A 16,711-nucleotide genomic window follows, 5' to 3' on the forward strand; every position below is an offset into this window, starting at 1 on the left:
AGGGCCCGCCACGCCTGTGAGAAGGGGAGTCGAGACCGTGCCGGAGACCATCCCCGAACCGAACGCCGACGAAGCCACCGTCCTCGACAGGGCCGCGGAATGGCGCGTCGATCCCCAGACGATCGACCGGCTCCGCGCCGACGCCCGCACCGGAGTGCTCGTCGTGCGCGAGCGCCGCGTGCCCCTGGGCGACGGCCTGATCGTCCTGCACGCGGGGGACCCGGTGCTCGCCCGCACCCGTGAGTGGGCGCTCCTCGGACGCCGTCCGGACGGCACCGGTCTGCTCCTCGCGCTGCAGGATCCCGAGGACGACACGGATGCGGACGGATCCTGGGCGCCGCGCTGGAGCGACCTGCGCGAGGCGCTTCCCGTGGTCGACGCAGCCGATGCCGAGCTGGTCGTCGCCGCGATCGCCCTGGCGGGCTGGTTGCGGGACGCGGCCTTCTGCCCCGCATGCGGGAACCCGGCCGAGCTGCGGCAGAGCGGCTGGTCCCGGCACTGCGGATCCTGCGGGCGCGAGCATTTCCCGCGTACCGACCCCGCCGTGATCGTGGCCGTGCAGAGCGTCGACGGCGAACGCCTGCTGCTCGGAGCCAACGCGCAGTGGAAGGGGCGTTTCTACTCCTGCTTCGCCGGATTCGTCGAGGCGGGGGAGTCGCTGGAGACCACGGTGCACCGCGAGCTGTTCGAGGAGGCTGGGGTGCGCCTGCGCGCCCTGGAGTACTTCTCCTCGCAGCCGTGGCCGTTCCCGCGCTCGCTCATGGTCGGCTTCCACGCCACCGCCCTGGACGAGGACGAGGTGCACGGCGACGGCGAGGAGATCATCGACGTGCGCTGGCTCACCCGCGCCGAGATCGGATCCGCTCTCGCCGGGAACGGCCCCGTCGGTCTCCCGGGCGAGGCCTCCATCGCGCACCGCCTCATCGTCGACTGGTATCGACGGTGAGCGCGCTCGACGGCCTCGACGAACGCCAGCGTGAAGCCGCGTCCGTGCTGCGCGGACCGGTGGCGGTGCTGGCCGGCGCCGGCACCGGCAAGACCCGCGTGATCACGCACCGGATCGCGCACGGCGTGGAGACCGGCGCGTACACGCCCTCACGTGTCATGGCCGTGACGTTCACCGCGAAGGCCGCGGGGGAGCTGCGCGGACGCCTGCGTGCGCTCGGCGTGCAGGGCGTCGCGGCGCGCACCTTCCACGCCGCCGCCCTCTCCCAGCTCGGTTTCTTCTGGCCGCAGCTGGCCGGATCCCCGGCTCCTGCGATCGTGGACAACAAGGTGCGGCTGCTCGCCCAGGCCGCGGATATGCTGCGCCTCCGGCCCGACACGGCGACGCTGCGCGACCTGGCCTCGGCGATCGAGTGGCGCAAGGTATCCATGATGTCGATCGAGGAGGCGGCCCGACGAGGGCGGTCGATCGGGCGTCTGGATGCCGGGCAGGTGGCCGAGCTCTCCGGCGCCTACGAGACGCTGAAGGACGACCGGCATCAGCTCGACTTCGAGGACGTGCTGCTCGCGTGCGCGGGCATGCTCGAGGCGGAGCCCAGGGTCGCCGCCGCCGTGCACGAGCAGTACCGGCACTTCACCGTCGACGAGTTCCAGGACGTCTCGCCCCTGCAGCACCGCCTGCTCGAGCTGTGGCTCGGTGAGCGCGGAGACCTGTGCGTGGTCGGGGACGCCTCGCAGACCATCTACTCCTTCGCCGGCGCCGACCAGCACTACCTGCTCGACTTCGAGCGCCGCCATGCGGATGCGACCGTCGTGCGGCTCGAGACCAACTACCGCTCGGCCGCGGGCGTGCTGGGGGTCGCGAACGCGCTCATGAAGGGCCGTCCCGGCGCGCTCGAACTCGTGCCCGCCGCTGCTGCGGCCGTCGCGGAGCCGCCCGCCGTCGCCGTGCCGGATCCGGTCGTGGTGGCATTCGACGACGACGCGGAGGAGGCCAGAGGAGTCGCCGCGGCGATCGCCGCGCGCATCTCCGCCGGCGTGCCGCCCGAGGAGATCGCGGTGCTCTACCGCGCCCATTCGCAATCGGCGGCCGTGCTGCAGGCGCTCGCCGGGGCCGGGGTCGCCGCCACGGTGCTGGGCGGCAAGCGCTTCTTCGACCTGCCGGAGGTGCGCCAGGCCGTGCAGGCGCTGCGCGCCTCCGCCGTCGCCCCGCAGCAGCACTCCTTCCTCGGCGCCGTGCGCGACGTGCTGCGCGGGCTCGGCTACACGGACGATCCGCCCGAGGCTGGGGGCGCGCTGCGCGACGCCTGGGAGGCTCGTCGCGCGGTGCTGCGCCTCGCCGAGGACGCGCCAACGGGCACGACCATGCGCGCCTTCGCCGACGACCTCTTCGCGCGCGCCAAGGATCAGCACGAGCCCGTGCTGCGGACCGTGACCCTGTCGACGCTGCACGCCGCGAAGGGCCTGGAGTGGCCGCACGTCTACCTCATCGGCTGTTCGGAGGGCCTGCTGCCGATCTCGTATGCGACCGGCTTCGAGCAGATCGACGAGGAGCGGCGGCTGGCCTATGTCGGCGTCACGCGGGCCGCGACAACGCTGACGATGTCGTGGTCCAGAGACGTCGATCGTGCAGGACGACGTCCGTCGCGCTTCCTTGCGGAGATCGGCAGAGGCAGTCTGAGTGAAATCCGGCCGTCCGCGATGATCGTCGCCCCTCAGAGCTGATCCGGATCATCCGGCCCGATCCGTCTCGCACCGCCTCGCGTCGTGCCGCGAGCAGCTCAGCGATCGCCTGCGCGGCGGCCGCGATCCCGCCCAGCGGGATGCGGCCGGGATCCCGCTCGAGCAGCTGCACGTGCAGTGCCGCCCACGCCGGGTCGCGGTCGCGATCGTGGGAGTCACGGCAGGACAGGCACGGTGTGCGCCCCGGCGTCACCAGGGGGCCGACGGTCGATCCGCCCGCGTCGAAGGCCACGGGCAGGTGCGCCCTGTCCGCGGACAGCAGGGTCGTGGCGTCCCGCGCGGGCACGGCCCCGTGCCGGACGAGCACCGCGACCGCATCGTAGCCGACCACGACGTCGACACCGTGATCGGCGAGCGCCTCCTCGAGCCGGAGCAGCGTGCGGGCACCGACGACGGGCGACGGCACCAGGCGCGCCGAGTGCCGGGGGAGCACCTCGACGAGCACGGGAGCGAGCTGAGCGCGCAGCCGGCGGGCGGCGGGCAGCGGGGCGCCGATCCCGTGCGCGACCACTTCGAAGGTGCGAGCGGGGATCCCTCGTGCGAGTTCGTGGAGCATGCGAGGGATCCAGGGCGCCCCGACGGGCAGCGTCAGCACAGGGTCGGCTCCGAGCTGCACGGTGTCGGCGTCGCGCCACAGCACGGGGTGCGCGGGGTCGAGTCGGATCGTGGGCATGCCCGATCATGACCGGATCCGCGCCCCGCTCGGGAGCAGGATGCGAAAACGGTGGAGAACTCGCTCAGACCGGCTTCTCGCCGGACCCGTCACCCGATCCGCCGGCGTCGCCCGAATCCGCGTCGTCGGGACCGCCCTCGGCGGGGCCGTCTTCCGCATGGTCGTCCGCGTCCGCCGGCCCGCCGAAGTCCTCGCCGCTGAGCAGCCGCTCGAGCGCCTCGTCCATCTCGTCCGGCGCGGGCTGCTCGCCGCGGGCACGTGCCTGCAGCCGCGCGACGAGTGCGGCCGGATCGTCGATGTCCGAGGCATCCGGCATCAGGTCCGGGTAGTCCCAGAGGGCGTCGCGGGCCTCCACACCGACCGCGTCGGTGACGGCGCGCCACATCGCGGCGGCCTCGCGCAGCCGCCGCGGACGGATCTTCAATCCGACCAGAGCGCCCAGAGCGTCCTCGGCCGGCCCACCCGCCGCGCGGCGACGGCGCGCCGCCTCCGCGATCCGCACGCTGTCCGGCAGCCGCGAGGTGGCCTGCGTCGTGACCACGTCGACCCATCCGTCGATCGTCGCGATCAGGTTCTCCAGCCGCTCCAGCGCCTCGCGCTGCGCGTCCGACAGCTCAGGCAGCAGCGCCCCGCCCTCGATCGCCTCGCGGAGCTCCTCGGGGTTGGACGGATCCAGCCGGCCCGCGACGTCCTCGAGCTTGTCGACGTCGACCGTCACGCCCTTCGCGAACTCGGTGATCTGGGTCATCACGTGCAGGTGCAGCCAGCGCGCGTGCCGGTACAGCCGCGCGTACGCGATCTCGCGGGCGGCCAGGTACAGCGCGATCTGGTCCTCCGGGATCTCCAGGCCTTCGCCGAATGCGGCCAGGTTCTGCGGGATGACGGCGGCGGTGCCCGCCGGCAGCACGGGGATCCCGACATCGCCGCCGGAGACGACCTCGAGGGAGAGATTGCCCAGCACCTGCCCGAACTGCATCGCGAACACCGAGCTGCCGATTCCGCGCATGAGGCGTCCCGCGCCCTGCACCATGCCCTGCATGTCTTCGGGGGTCTGCCCCTCGAGGGCGCTCATCAGCGCGTCCGCGATGCTCGTGGACACGGGAGCAGCGACCTCCTTCCAGATCGGAAGGGTCTGCTCGACCCACTCGCCGCGCGTGAGCGCCCGCGGCGCCGAGCCGAGCTCGGAGATCGTCGTCACCTCGCCCACCCAGAGATCCGCGAGCGCGAAGGCGTCCGCGATCGAGGAGCGGGAGCCCGTGTCGATGCCGAGGCCGTCGCGGTTGGCGATGTGCAGCGCCTGCTTGAGCGTGGTCTCCCAGGGGTCGCCGCTCATGGCGTTCTGCATCTGCTGCATCATCTGCTGCATCATCGCGGGGTCGAGGTTCAGGCCCTCCATGCCCTGCAGGGCACTCAGGTCGAAGTCCTCCGCGGATCCGCCGAGCATGCGGCGGAGGAACTGCAGGAAGTCGTCGGAGTTCGGGTCGTTCTCAGCCATCGGAAGCCCTCTCAGCACGTGTATAGCCCGTGCTGACTACGCTAGTTGCACCACCACAGGATGCGCCGGGAACGGACCGCTCCGCTGTACGCCGCTCGCGAACGAGCATCCGACACCCCGGCCTGGAGGCCCTGTGACGATCAGTCCCGCGTCGAGCGGCCCCGAGCAGACCGGGCACGAAGTGCCCGATGCGATCGCGACCAAGGCCGCGCGGCGCGCCTCCCGCCGGACCAGGATCGGGCTGATCGCGTTCATCGCGTCGCTCGCCGCCCTGCTGGTGCTGACGTTCCTTCCGCTGCCGTACGTGATCGAGCAGCCGGGCCCTGTCTTCAACACGCTCGGCGAGGTCAAGGACGCGAAGGGCAAGGGCGTTCCGCTGATCTCGGTCACCGGCGCGGAGACGCATCCGACCAAGGGAGCGCTGGATCTCACGACCGTGCAGGTCGTGGGCAACCGGGAGAACCCGCCGTCGTGGATGCAGCTCGTGCTGGCGTGGTTCGAACCGTCCAAGGCCGTCGTTCCGGTGGACGCCGTGTTCCCCCAGGGCGTCACCTCCACGCAGCGCGACCAGGCCAACCAGCTGATGATGGTCGACTCGCAGCAGGAGGCCACCGCGGCCGCGCTGCGCGAGCTCGGCCACGACGTGCCGGTCACGATCCAGGTGGCCTCGGTGACCGACGACGGGGCCGCGCACGGGATCCTCAAGGCCGGTGACACCGTGATCGCGGTGAACGGGGCGAATCCGGCGGACACGGACGCGATGCGCGCCGAGATCCAGCAGTCGGCAGGAGCGCCGGTCACCCTCCTGATCGAGCGCGACGGCGCGCAGCAGGAGGTCTCGGTCACCCCGAAGGAGCAGACCGAGAGCGGGACCAGCCGGTGGCTGCTCGGCATCACACTGCAGCAGAAGTACCACTTCCCGATCGACGTGAAGCTGCAGCTGGACAACGTGGGCGGTCCGAGCGCCGGCATGATGTTCGCGCTCGGCATCATCGACACGCTCACGCCGGGAGCGCTCAACGGCGGCAAGCAGGTCGCCGGCACCGGCACCATCACCGGCGACGGCACCGTCGGCCCGATCGGCGGCATCCGGCAGAAGCTCTACGGCGCGCGCGCGGCGGGCGCGGCCTACTTCCTCGCCCCCGGGTCCAACTGCGATGAGGTCTACGGGCACGTCCCGTCCGGGCTCACGGTGGTGCGCACCGACACCCTGAAGCAGTCGCTGGACGCGTTGAAGGTCATCGCCGACGGGGGAGACGTCGCGGCGCTGCCCACCTGCACCGCCGCGGACGTCAAGAAGTAGCGCGCGCGTTCGCGAAGGGCGAAGCCGGGAACCGCCCGGCTCAGGATCCCGCGAAGGGGCCGACCTAGGATGGGACGGTGACCACCTCACCTGCACCGGCCGCGCCCCGTACTGCCCGACGCATCGTCCTCGCGACGGTGGTGATCCTCGCCGTGCTCATCGCCGCGTTCTTCGTGTTCGCGTCCATGTTCACCGATTTCCTCTGGTACGACCAGCTGAACTTCGCGCAGGTGCTCACCACCCGGTGGATCGCGACGGCCACCATGTTCGTCATCGGGTTCCTCGGCATGGCGGTGCCGATGTTCATCGCCATCCAGCTCGCGTACCGGATGCGACCCGTCTACGTGCGGCTGAGCTCGCAGCTGGACCGGTACCAGGAGGTCGTGGAGCCGCTGCGCCGCTTGGCGATGTGGGGGATGCCGGTCTTCTTCGGCCTCTTCTCCGGATTCGCCGCCGCCGGGCAGTGGGAGACCGTGTGGCAGTGGGCCAACGGCACCGCGACCGGCCAGACAGACCCGCAGTTCCACCTGGACACCGGCTTCTACCTGTTCGACCTGCCCTTCTACGAGGCGCTCCTCGGCTTCATCTCCGCGGTGCTGATCCTGTGCCTTCTCGTGTCGGCCCTCGTGCTCTACCTGTACGGCTCGGTGCGGATCGGTCAGGGCGAGCTGCGGATCTCCAAGGCGGCACGGGTGCAGCTGGCCGTGATCGCCGGCATCTACCTGCTCACGCAGGCCGTGAGTCTGTGGGTCGACCGGTACAAGACCCTCACCACCGCCGAGGACAAGATCACGGGCGCCGCCTTCACCGGAGTGAACGCCGTGATCCCCGGCCTGTCGATCCTCGCGATCATCGCCGCGCTCGTGGCCGTGCTGTTCTTCGTCACGGCCGTGATCGGGCACTGGCGCTTCCCGCTGGCGGCGACCGCACTGCTCATCGTCGCGGCTCTCGTACTGGGCATCGCCTATCCGTGGGCGGTGACCACCTTCCAGGTGAAGCCGAACCAGAACCAGCTGCAGGCGCAGTACTACGAGCGCAACCTCAAGGCGACGAAGGCCGCCTACGGCATCGACGGAGTCGACACCACGCCGTTCAAGGCGCAGACCACGGCCGAGACCGGGCAGCTGCGCAGCGACGCCGACACCACGGCGTCGATCCGCATCATGGATCCGAACGTGATCGGCCCGACGTTCCAGCAGCTCGAGCAGTACCGCAGCTACTACAAGTTCCCGTCGAAGCTCGATGTGGACCGCTACACGCTCAACGGCAAGACCCAGGACGCCGTGGTCGCGGTGCGCGAGATCGATACGAGCCGGATCCCCAGCCCCACCTGGAACAACAGCACGCTGGTCTACACGCATGGCTACGGGCTCGTCGCCGCGGCGGGCAACCAGCGCACCGATGACGGCGAACCCGTCTTCCTGGAGCGGGGGATCCCGACCTCCGGCACGCTGACCAGCAGCGCGAAGTTCGAACCGCGGGTGTACTTCGGCGAGAACTCCCCGGCGTACTCGATCGTGGGCGCGCCGAAGGGCACCTCGCCCGTCGAGATCGACTATCCGCGCGGACAGGACTCGAGCGAGAACCAGACCAAGACGACCTTCACGGGCGACGGCGGACCGCGCGTCGGCAACTTCTTCACGAAGCTGCTCTACGCGCTGAAGTTCCAGTCCGAGCAGATCCTCTTCTCGGACAGCGTCAACGCGGACTCGCAGATCCTCTACGACCGGGATCCGGCGACCCGCGTGCAGAAGGCTGCACCGTACCTGACGCTGGACAGCGACCCGTACCCGAGCATCGTGGACGGGCGGATCGTGTGGATCGTGGACGGCTACACCACGAGCTCGAGCTACCCGTACTCGACCACGGCCAACCTGCCCAAGGCGATCAGCGACTCCGTGAACACGCAGCCCGGCTTCGTGACGGACGACATCAACTACATCCGCAACTCGGTCAAGGCCACCGTCGACGCGTACGACGGCAAGGTCACCCTGTACGCCTGGGATCCGACCGACCCGGTGCTGAAGACGTGGCAGAAGATCTACCCGGGGACCCTGAAGTCGATCAGCGACATGTCGGGGCAGCTCATGAGCCACGTGCGCTATCCGACCGATCTGTTCAAGGTGCAGCGCGCGATGCTCGGCACGTATCACGTGACCGACGCGGCCTCGTTCGCGCGGCAGGACAACCTCTGGGAGACTCCGAACGACCCGCAGAGCGATTCGGCCAACCCCGAGCTGCAGCCGCCGTACTACCTGACCATGAAGGTGCCGGGACAGAACCAATCCCAGTTCTCCATGTACACGACCTTCATCCCGGCCTCGCAGGGGGCGAACAGCAGGAACGTGCTGATGGGCTACCTCTCCGTCGACGCCGACGCCGGCTCCACCGCAGGCAAGAAGTCCGACTCGTACGGCAAACTGCGGATGCTGGAGATCGATGCCGACACCACGGTGCCTGGCCCTGGTCAGGTGCAGAACTCGTTCGACTCGGATCCGACGGTCGGCCAGCAGCTCAACCTGCTCAAGCAGGGCCAGTCGAAGGTGACCCACGGAAACCTCTTGACTCTGCCCGTCGGCGGCGGATTCCTGTACGTGCAGCCCGTGTTCGTGCAGTCGTCGGGTGGTACCCAGGTGCCGCGTCTCCAGAAGATCCTCGTCGCCTTCGGTGACAAGATCGCGTTCGCCGACACGCTGACCGAGGCGCTGGACCAGTTGTTCGGCGGCGACTCCGGCGCTGCGGGCGGCGACAACAACATCACGCCCACGCCGAACCCGACGCCGACTCCCGGCACCGGGACGGGCACCGGGACCACGCCGCCCTCGGGCGACGCCGCGTTCCAGGCGGCTCTGGCCGACGCCAAGGCGGCCATGCTCGCCCGTGACGCTGCGCTGAAGGCCGGCAACCTGACGGAGTTCGCCGCGCAGGACCAGAAGCTCACCGACGCGGTGAACCGCCTGCTCGCTCTCGAGGGGAGCGGCAGCAGCACCACGAAGTAGCGCTCGATTCGCGCCGTGCGAAATCCCGTGTTAGGCTATCTCTTGTGCCGCGGGGTGGAGCAGTTCGGTAGCTCGCCGGGCTCATAACCCGGAGGTCGCAGGTTCAAATCCTGTCCCCGCAACGAGAATGCGACACAAGAAAGGCCCCTGACCTGGAGAAATCCAAGTCAGGGGCCTTTCGCTTGCCCTCAGTGCGCGCGCATCTGCGCGACGGCGGCCTCCCGGTCGATCATGTTCATCACGTCGCCGATCGAGTTCACGAGCGGCGCAGGCGCGATCACGAGCGTGTTCTTGTCGACGCCGATCTCGACCAGCGTCTGCAGGGTGCGCAGCTGGAGCGCGAGCGGGTGCGACATCATCGTGTCCGACGCCGTGCCCAGCTGGGCGGCGGCGAGCGCCTCGCCCTCTGCGGCGATGATCTTGGCCCTCTTCTCGCGCTCCGCCTCGGCCTGCTTCGCCATCGCGCGCTTCATCGAATCGGGCAGCAGGATGTCCTTGAGCTCGACGAGCGTCACTTCGACACCCCACTCGACCGTCGTGACATCGAGGATCTCGCGGATGTTCGCGTTCAGCGCGGCGGTGTCGGAGAGGATCTCGTCGAGATGGTGCTGTCCGACGACCCGCCGCAGCGTGGTCTGCGCGATCTGGTCGATCGCGGCACGGACGTTCTCGATCGCGATCACCGACTTCACCGGCTCCTGGATCCGGTAGTAGGCGACCGCGGAGACGCCGACGGTGACGTTGTCCTTCGTGATGATGCCCTGCGACTGGATCGGCATCGTCACGATGCGCAGCGAGACCGGGATGAGGACATCGACGATCGGGAAGATGAACCGGATCCCCGGCTCGCGCACGTTGTGCAGCCGTCCGAAGCGCAGCACCACGCCGCGCTCGTACTGCCGCACGATCCGCGCGGACATGAAGAACAGGATGATCGCGAGGAGCACCACGACGATCAGGGTGATGAGCGGGATCATGGGAACCGCCTCCTCCGGCTCCGGTGACGTGCCGCGGGCCAGTGCTTCCATTGTCCTCCGGTCGGCCGGTCGTATCGCGGGATCCGGAGGATCCGTGCGCGCCGATCGCCGACGCGACAGGGTGCGGGATGATGGAGCAATGACCACCGCAACCGTGTCCGTCGCCGTGTGCCAGTTCGCGCCCGTCGATGACCGCGCGACGAACCGGGAGCTGATCGCCGACCTCGTCGCCCGAGCCGCGGAGCGCGGTGCGCGGCTCGTTGTGCTGCCGGAGTACTCCAGCTACTTCGTCGACCCGATGGACGAGACCCTCGCCGCGAATGCGGAGGAGCTGGATGACGCCTTCACCGTGCGGCTGCGGCAGCTCGCGGTTCGGCACGGGGTGGTGATCGTCGCGGGACTGGTCGAGCGCGCGGACGCCGGTCGGATCCGCAACGCCCTCGTCGCCGTGGACGGGACGGGCCTGCTCGCCGTCTACCGCAAGCAGCACCTGTACGACGCGTTCGGCCAGTCGGAGTCCCGCTGGATCGAGGCGGGAGACGTCGGCGCCGCGGCGACCTTCGCCGTGGACGGCCTCACCTTCGGACTGATGACCTGTTACGACCTGCGCTTCCCCGAGGTCGCGCGCACTCTCGTCGACGCGGGGGCTGAGGCGCTCGTCGTGCCCGCGGAGTGGGTGCGCGGCCCGCTCAAAGAGCATCACTGGACCACCCTGCTCGCGGCGCGCGCGATCGAGAGCACCGCCTACGTGGTCGCGGCGGACCACCCGGCCCCGGTCGGTGTGGGGCACTCGGCCGTGATCGACCCGCAGGGCGTCGTGATCGCCGGCGTCGGCACGGGGGAGGGGATCGCGGTCGCCGAGCTCGACGCCGCGACCGTCGCCCGGGTGCGCGAGGTCAACCCCGTGCTGCGGCTGCGCCGCTACCGCGTCGTGCCGCGCTGACCTCGCTCACACTCCTGCACGCAGGCCGGCCAGGCGCTCGGCGGCCTCGGCGATCACGTCGGGGCGCTTGCACGCGGCGAAGCGCACCAGGCCGCGGTACGCGTCGCGGTGCTCTGGACGCACGAACGCCGTGAGCGGGATCGCGGCGACGCCGATCCGCTCCGGAAGCGACCGGCAGAACGCGTCGGCATCCGCTCCGCCGAGGGGCGAGGCGTCCGCGACCGTGAAGTAGCCGCCGTCCGGGCGGTGCACCTCGAAGCCCGCTGCATCGAGGCCCGCCGCGAGCTGGTCGTGCTTCGCGCGCAGGCGCTCGGCCGCATCCGTGAAGAACGCGTCCGGAAGACGCAGACCCACGGCGACGGCGGGCTGGAACGGCCCGCCGTTGACGTAGGTGAGGAACTGCTTGACGCTGAGCACCGCGGTGATGAGTTCGGCCGGACCGTGGATCCACCCGATCTTCCACCCCGTCACCGAGAACGTCTTGCCCGCCGAGGAGATCGTGAGGGTGCGCTCTGCGGCGCCGGGCAGGGTCGCGATCGGCGCATGCGGCGCCGTGAAGGACAGGTGCTCGTACACCTCGTCGGTGACGATGATCGCGTCGTGCTGGTGCGCCAGCCGTACGATCTCGGCACGGATCCCGTCGCTCAGCACCGCGCCGGTGGGGTTGTGCGGATCGTTCACGAGGATCACCCGGCAGCGGTCGGTGACGGCCGCGGCGAGCTCCTCCGGATCCGGCTGGAAGTCGGGCAGCCGCAGAGGCACCGTGCGCAGCGTGGCGCCGCTGAGCGCGGCGATCGCCGCATAGGAGTCGTAGTACGGCTCGAACACCACGATCTCGTCCTCTGGGCCGTCCACGAGCGCGAGGAGGGCCGCCGCGATGGCCTCGGTCGCTCCCGCGGTCACCACGATCTCGCGGTCGGGGTCCACGTCGAGCCCGTAGAAGCGGCGCTGATGCTCGGAGATCGCCCGCAACAGGTCGGGCACCCCGCGCCCCGGCGGATACTGGTTGGCACCGGCGAGGATCGCGGCACGGGCGGCTTCGAGCACCTCGGTCGGGCCGTCCTCGTCGGGGAAGCCCTGCCCGAGGTTGATCGCCCCCGTGCGGCCCGCAAGGGCGGAGATCTCGGCGAAGATGGTAGGGGCGACCTCTCCGGCTGCGGAGAGCAGCCCGGCACCGGCCGCCGTACGGCGCCAGGCGCCCGGCAGGATTCCCATGCCGCCCAGGGTAACGCCATAGCGGAATCTCCCAACCGGCATAAGAAAAACACAGAAATGGTCGTCAGTCTGTAAGGGCAAGGTTCAAAGGAGCAGACATGAACGAGCAGACGCCTCACCCGGACGCCGGGCACTCCGTGCCCCCGGCGTTCTCGTCCACACCCGCCGCCTCGGGCGTCCCCGCCCCGGATGGCGCCACCGCCCCCACGACTCCGATCCCGCCCACCGGCGGTTACGCGGTCCCGGGCCAGGCGCACCCGACCCAGCCCGTCAACCCCGGCGTGCACACCGGTGCCGCGTTCGGAGCCGCCGCGACGGCAGCCCCGGCCCCGGAGCGCAAGACCAGGAACGGCGTCGGCGGCGGCAAGATCGCCGCGATCATCATCGCCGCAGCACTCGTCGGCGGCCTCGCCGGCGTCGGCGGTGCCGTCGGCTACGGGGCGCTGACCTCGTCGAACTCCTCCTCGACGAAGACGGGCACGGGGCCCAGCACCGTCACGGTGAACAACCCGGAGTCGGTGTCGGAGGCCACGGCGATCGCCGCGAAGGCGGTGCCCTCGGTCGTCACGATCGAGGTCTCCGGATCCAGTGCGGCCGGCTCCGGATCGGGCATCGTGCTCGACAAGGAAGGCCACATCCTCACCAACGCGCACGTGGTGACCCTGGACGGCGAAGTCTCGAACCCCACCATCAGGGTGACCACCTCGGACGGCCGCATCCTCGACGCCACCGTCGTCGGGGTCGACGCGACCTACGACATGGCCGTCATCCAGGTGAAGGACGGCTCGAGCCTCACTCCGATGGAGTTCGCCGACTCGTCCAAGCTCAACGTCGGGTCGATGACCGTCGCGGTCGGGGCCCCGCTGGGCCTGGCCAACTCGGTCACGACCGGTATCGTCAGCGCGCTCAACCGCAGCATCCAGATCCAGTCGTCCGCCGCTCCGTCGCAGGGCTCCAATGGGGACCAGCAGCAGACGCCGAACCAGGACGGCTCTCAGCAGCCGTTCCAGTTCGACATCCCCGGTCGCGGATCCGGATCCCAGAGCGCGGCGGCAACGATCTCGATCTCGGTGATCCAGACCGATGCCGCGATCAACCCCGGAAACTCCGGCGGCGCGCTCGTCGACAGCGACGGCAAGCTCATCGGAGTGAACGTCGCGATCGCGAGCGCGGGATCCTCGTCCTCCTCGTCGGGGCAGTCGGGCAACATCGGCGTCGGTTTCGCAATCCCGTCGAACATCGCCAAGCGCATCGCGAACGACATCATCGCCGACGGCAACGCCACGCACGGCCTGCTCGGGGCGACGGTGCAGGACGCGAGCGGCCAGAAGGGCGCCACGGTCGTGGGCGCGTCCATCGCCTCCGTCTCCAGCGGAGGGGCCGCGGCCAGCGCGGGCATCCAGGCCGGCGACGTGGTCACGGGATTCAACGGCAACCCGATCACCGATGCCAGCGACCTCACCGCACAGGTGCGCTCGGTCGCCGGCGGCAGCTCCGCGACGCTCACGATCAACCGCAACGGACAGTCGCAGGACATCAAGGTCACGCTGGGCACGCTCGCCCAGTGAACCATCGCTCCTGAACCCTGCAGCAGAACAAGGACGCCACCCCGCGACGCCGTCGCGGGGTGGCGTCCTCTTTCCTCGCCGGCGCCCCCGACCGGTAGGCTCGCGGGGTGGCGTCCTTCTCCTTCCGTGCGGGCAACGCCGGCAAGCTCTTGAGGATCCCGCTGTACCTGCTCGGGCGTCTGGGCACCCTGATCGTCCCGCGCGGACGCGGCTGGGTGATCGGCTGCGGAGCGGGGATCGGCGACGGCGCACTCGCCCTCTGGCAGGCGGCGGTCGACGCGGGGCTGGACCCGCTCTGGCTGACTGGATCCGCACGCGAACAGCGCGATGCCACCGCCCTCGGCATCCGCGCCATTCCGAAGAACGGCCTCCGCGGCTGGTGGGCCACCGCCCGCGCGCGCGTGGTCGTGGTCACGCACGGCTTCGGCGATGCGAACCGCTACGCGAGCTCCGGCGCCTACCTCGTTCAGCTCTGGCACGGCATCCCGCTCAAGCGCATCGGCCTCGACTCGCCGGCGACCGTGCAGAGCGCGTTCCTGCCCGGCTTCGTTCCGCTGCAGAAGCTGCTCGGCCTGCTCTACCGGGCCCAGACCCGGCGCATCGACGTGTTGCCCGCCGCCTCTGATCGCTCGCGCGGCCGCCTGGAGTCGGCGTTCGGGCTCGGCGTGCAGCAGGTCCTCGTGACCGGCGAGCCGCGCGTCGACGTGCTGTCGGCGGGGGATGCTGCCTCTCGCCGGTCTCAGGCGGTCGCACGGCGCGACGCCGCGGTCGGGGCGCTCCCGGACGGCGCGCGCGTGGTGCTGTACGCGCCCACCTGGCGCGACGGAGCGCCGGACCCGGCCGTTCCGGACGACGCCGAATGGGCGCGGATCCTCGACGTCCTCGAGCGGACCAACAGCGTGCTGCTGGTGCGCTCGCATCCTCTCGGCGAGGGGGAATACCGTCCTCCCGTCCCGACGGATCGGGTCCGCGCGATCGGATCCGCCGTGGTGCCGGACATCACGCCGGTGCTTCCCGCGATCGATGTGCTCGTCACCGACTATTCGTCGATGGCCTACGACGTCGGGCTGCTCGCGATGCCGGTGATCTACCTGGCACCCGACCCCGCCGAGTACGCCCGCACGCGGGGGTTCTACGGCGACTACGCCGAGGTCTCAGGGCCGGATCCCGCCGCCGACTGGACCGCCGCATCCGCGCAGCTGCAGGCGTCGCTCGAGGACACTGCGGAGTTCGACCGGCGTGCCGGGCGCTCCCGAGAACTCAGCGCGCGCATGCACGCGCATCGCGACGGCCGGAACACCGCGCGCGTGCTCGCCGCGATCCTCGCCCGCACGGGCGCCGCTGCGACCATCCCCGCATCTCCCACCCCCGCTCCGAAGGGAACCGAATGACGACCCCCCGCGTCAGCTCCGTCCGCGTCGACGAGGAGCAGCAGGCGCTGCTGATCGCGGGGGAGGGATCCGCCCCCGCCGAGGTCGAGCTCGCCGGTCGCCGTGCCGTGGCGGCCGCGCGCATCGCCGAGGACGGGCCAGAGGCGTGGAGCGCCGTGCTGCCGCTCCGGGCCTCGCGCTGGGGCGGTGCCGAGCTGCCCCTGCCGAGCGGGGAGTATGCGCTCACCGTGGACGGCGGCGCGGCAGACGGGCTCGCGATCGAGACCGTACTGCTCGCCGGCCTCCGCGTCAGCGCCTCGGATCGTACGGTGCGGATCGCGCCTCCGGTCGACCCCGTCTACGAGACCGCCGAGGGGAAGCTCGCCCTGGAGGGCCGCTATGCGGCGCTGCCCGGCGCACGGGAGAACGCGGTGTTCTTCGAGTCGTTCTACGGCCAGTCCAGCGGCTGCAACCCGGGCGCGATCGACCGGGAGCTCGCCCGGCGTGCCCCTCAGGTCACCCGCTACTGGAGCGTCGTGGACCTCTCCGTCCCGGTTCCGGAGGGCGCTGTCGCGGTCGTCGAAGGATCGCCAGAGTGGTGGCGCGCACGCGCCGACGCGCGGCTCCTCATCGTGAACGACTGGCTGCGCCGCCGCTTCGACCGCAAGCCGGGTCAGCGCGTGCTGCAGACCTGGCACGGCACCCCGCTCAAGCGCCTCGCGCTGCATCGTCCAGGACTGCACCCGCGGCGCTGGCTCGCCGTCGTGCGCGAGTCGCGGCGCTGGGACGTCCTGCTCGCCCAGAACCCCTACGCCGAGCGCGTGCTCCGCAAGGCGTACGCGTTCCTGCGCAAGCCCATCTGGGTCGACGGCTATCCGCGCAACGACGTGCTCGCGACGGGGGATGCCGCCCGCATCCGCACCGCGCTCGGGATCGGCGGGGACGAGCGGGTGCTGCTGTACGCGCCCACCTGGCGCGATGACCGGTCGGAGATGGTCGACTTCGTGGATCCGAACGCGCTCGCCGCGGACACCGGCTCCGTCGTGCTCGTGCGCGGGCACTCCCGCACGATCCGACCAGGGCGGGACCAGGCCGGATCCCGCGTCATCGACGTGACGGGCTACCCCGACACCGCGGAGCTGCTGCTGGTCGCCGACGCGCTCGTGACCGACTACTCCTCCGTCATGTTCGACTTCAGCGCCACGGGCAAGCCGATGTACTTCCTCGTTCCCGACCTCGAGCACTACCGGGGCAAGCTGCGCGGCTTCTACTTCGACCTCGCGGCCCGCGCGCCGGGCCCGCTGCTGCGCACCCAGGAGGAGCTGGTGTCGGCTCTCTCCGATGTGTCCGCGGTCGCCGAGCATGCGCCGAAATACGTCGCGTGGCAGGCCCATTTCAACGGTCGCGACGACGGCGCGGCTTCGGCGCGCGTGGTCGACAGGATCCTGGACCTCGGCTGGCTGGACGCCTGACGCCGTCC

At 70.6% G+C, this 16,711-nt stretch carries 11 protein-coding genes and 1 tRNA gene; 9 read left to right on the forward strand and 3 right to left on the reverse strand.

The window, feature by feature from the left end:
- The first annotated feature begins 37 nt into the window (after positions 1-37).
- Together nudC and RS86_RS10920 are read left to right on the forward strand one after the other, a co-directional pair.
- Positions 38-946: an NAD(+) diphosphatase gene (gene nudC / locus RS86_RS10915; RefSeq protein WP_045272258.1), complete on the forward strand. Its 909-nt coding sequence runs from the start codon at positions 38-40 to the stop codon at positions 944-946.
- Positions 943-2,670, forward strand: a complete 1,728-nt coding sequence (locus RS86_RS10920; RefSeq protein ID WP_045272259.1) for an ATP-dependent helicase — start codon at positions 943-945, stop codon at positions 2,668-2,670. Before nudC ends, RS86_RS10920 begins: the two co-directional genes overlap by 4 nt.
- 755 nt (positions 2,671-3,425) lie before the next feature.
- On the opposite strand, the gene RS86_RS10930 is transcribed toward RS86_RS10920, so the two are convergent.
- Entirely contained in the window at positions 3,426-4,856 is a 1,431-nt protein-coding gene (locus tag RS86_RS10930) for a zinc-dependent metalloprotease (protein ID WP_045272261.1), read from the reverse strand.
- Between the two features lie 181 nt (positions 4,857-5,037).
- On the opposite strand from RS86_RS10930, the gene RS86_RS10935 reads away from it, so the two are divergent.
- The 3 genes from RS86_RS10935 (at position 5,038) to RS86_RS10945 (ending at position 9,280) form a co-directional block, all read left to right on the forward strand.
- Positions 5,038-6,159, forward strand: a complete 1,122-nt coding sequence (locus RS86_RS10935) for a S16 family serine protease (RefSeq protein WP_045272364.1) — start codon at positions 5,038-5,040, stop codon at positions 6,157-6,159.
- 77 nt (positions 6,160-6,236) lie between these two features.
- Positions 6,237-9,158, forward strand: coding sequence for a UPF0182 family protein (locus tag RS86_RS10940; RefSeq protein ID WP_045272262.1), 2,922 nt, complete (start codon positions 6,237-6,239; stop codon positions 9,156-9,158).
- Positions 9,159-9,206: 48 nt separating this feature from the next.
- Positions 9,207-9,280, forward strand: a tRNA-Met gene (locus tag RS86_RS10945).
- 66 nt (positions 9,281-9,346) lie between these two features.
- Here RS86_RS10945 and RS86_RS10950 read toward each other — a convergent pair.
- Positions 9,347-10,135: a slipin family protein gene (locus tag RS86_RS10950; RefSeq protein WP_052680208.1), complete on the reverse strand. Its 789-nt coding sequence runs from the start codon at positions 10,133-10,135 to the stop codon at positions 9,347-9,349.
- A 139-nt stretch (positions 10,136-10,274) separates the two neighbouring features.
- Here RS86_RS10950 and RS86_RS10955 point away from each other — a divergent pair, with 139 nt between their 5' ends.
- Positions 10,275-11,078: a carbon-nitrogen hydrolase family protein gene (locus RS86_RS10955; protein ID WP_045272263.1), complete on the forward strand. Its 804-nt coding sequence runs from the start codon at positions 10,275-10,277 to the stop codon at positions 11,076-11,078.
- A gap of 6 nt (positions 11,079-11,084) precedes the next feature.
- Here RS86_RS10955 and RS86_RS10960 read toward each other — a convergent pair whose 3' ends face one another.
- Complete coding sequence (locus RS86_RS10960) at positions 11,085-12,293, reverse strand: aminotransferase class I/II-fold pyridoxal phosphate-dependent enzyme (protein WP_045272264.1); 1,209 nt, start codon at positions 12,291-12,293, stop codon at positions 11,085-11,087.
- 98 nt (positions 12,294-12,391) lie between these two features.
- On the opposite strand from RS86_RS10960, the gene RS86_RS10965 reads away from it, so the two are divergent.
- The 3 genes from RS86_RS10965 (at position 12,392) to RS86_RS10975 (ending at position 16,703) form a co-directional block, all read left to right on the forward strand.
- Positions 12,392-13,861 carry a S1C family serine protease gene (locus RS86_RS10965; RefSeq protein ID WP_052680209.1) on the forward strand — a complete coding sequence of 490 codons (1,470 nt, stop codon included), beginning with the start codon at positions 12,392-12,394 and terminating at the stop codon, positions 13,859-13,861.
- Positions 13,862-13,968: 107 nt separating this feature from the next.
- Positions 13,969-15,252 (forward strand): CDP-glycerol glycerophosphotransferase family protein, encoded by a 1,284-nt coding sequence (locus tag RS86_RS10970; protein ID WP_045272265.1) that lies wholly within the window; start codon positions 13,969-13,971, stop codon positions 15,250-15,252.
- Positions 15,249-16,703 (forward strand): CDP-glycerol glycerophosphotransferase family protein, encoded by a 1,455-nt coding sequence (locus RS86_RS10975; RefSeq protein WP_045272266.1) that lies wholly within the window; start codon positions 15,249-15,251, stop codon positions 16,701-16,703. Before RS86_RS10970 ends, RS86_RS10975 begins: the two co-directional genes overlap by 4 nt.
- Positions 16,704-16,711: the final 8 nt, after the last annotated feature.

The organism is Microbacterium azadirachtae, from assembly GCF_000956505.1.
GTDB lineage: Bacteria > Actinomycetota > Actinomycetes > Actinomycetales > Microbacteriaceae > Microbacterium > Microbacterium azadirachtae_A.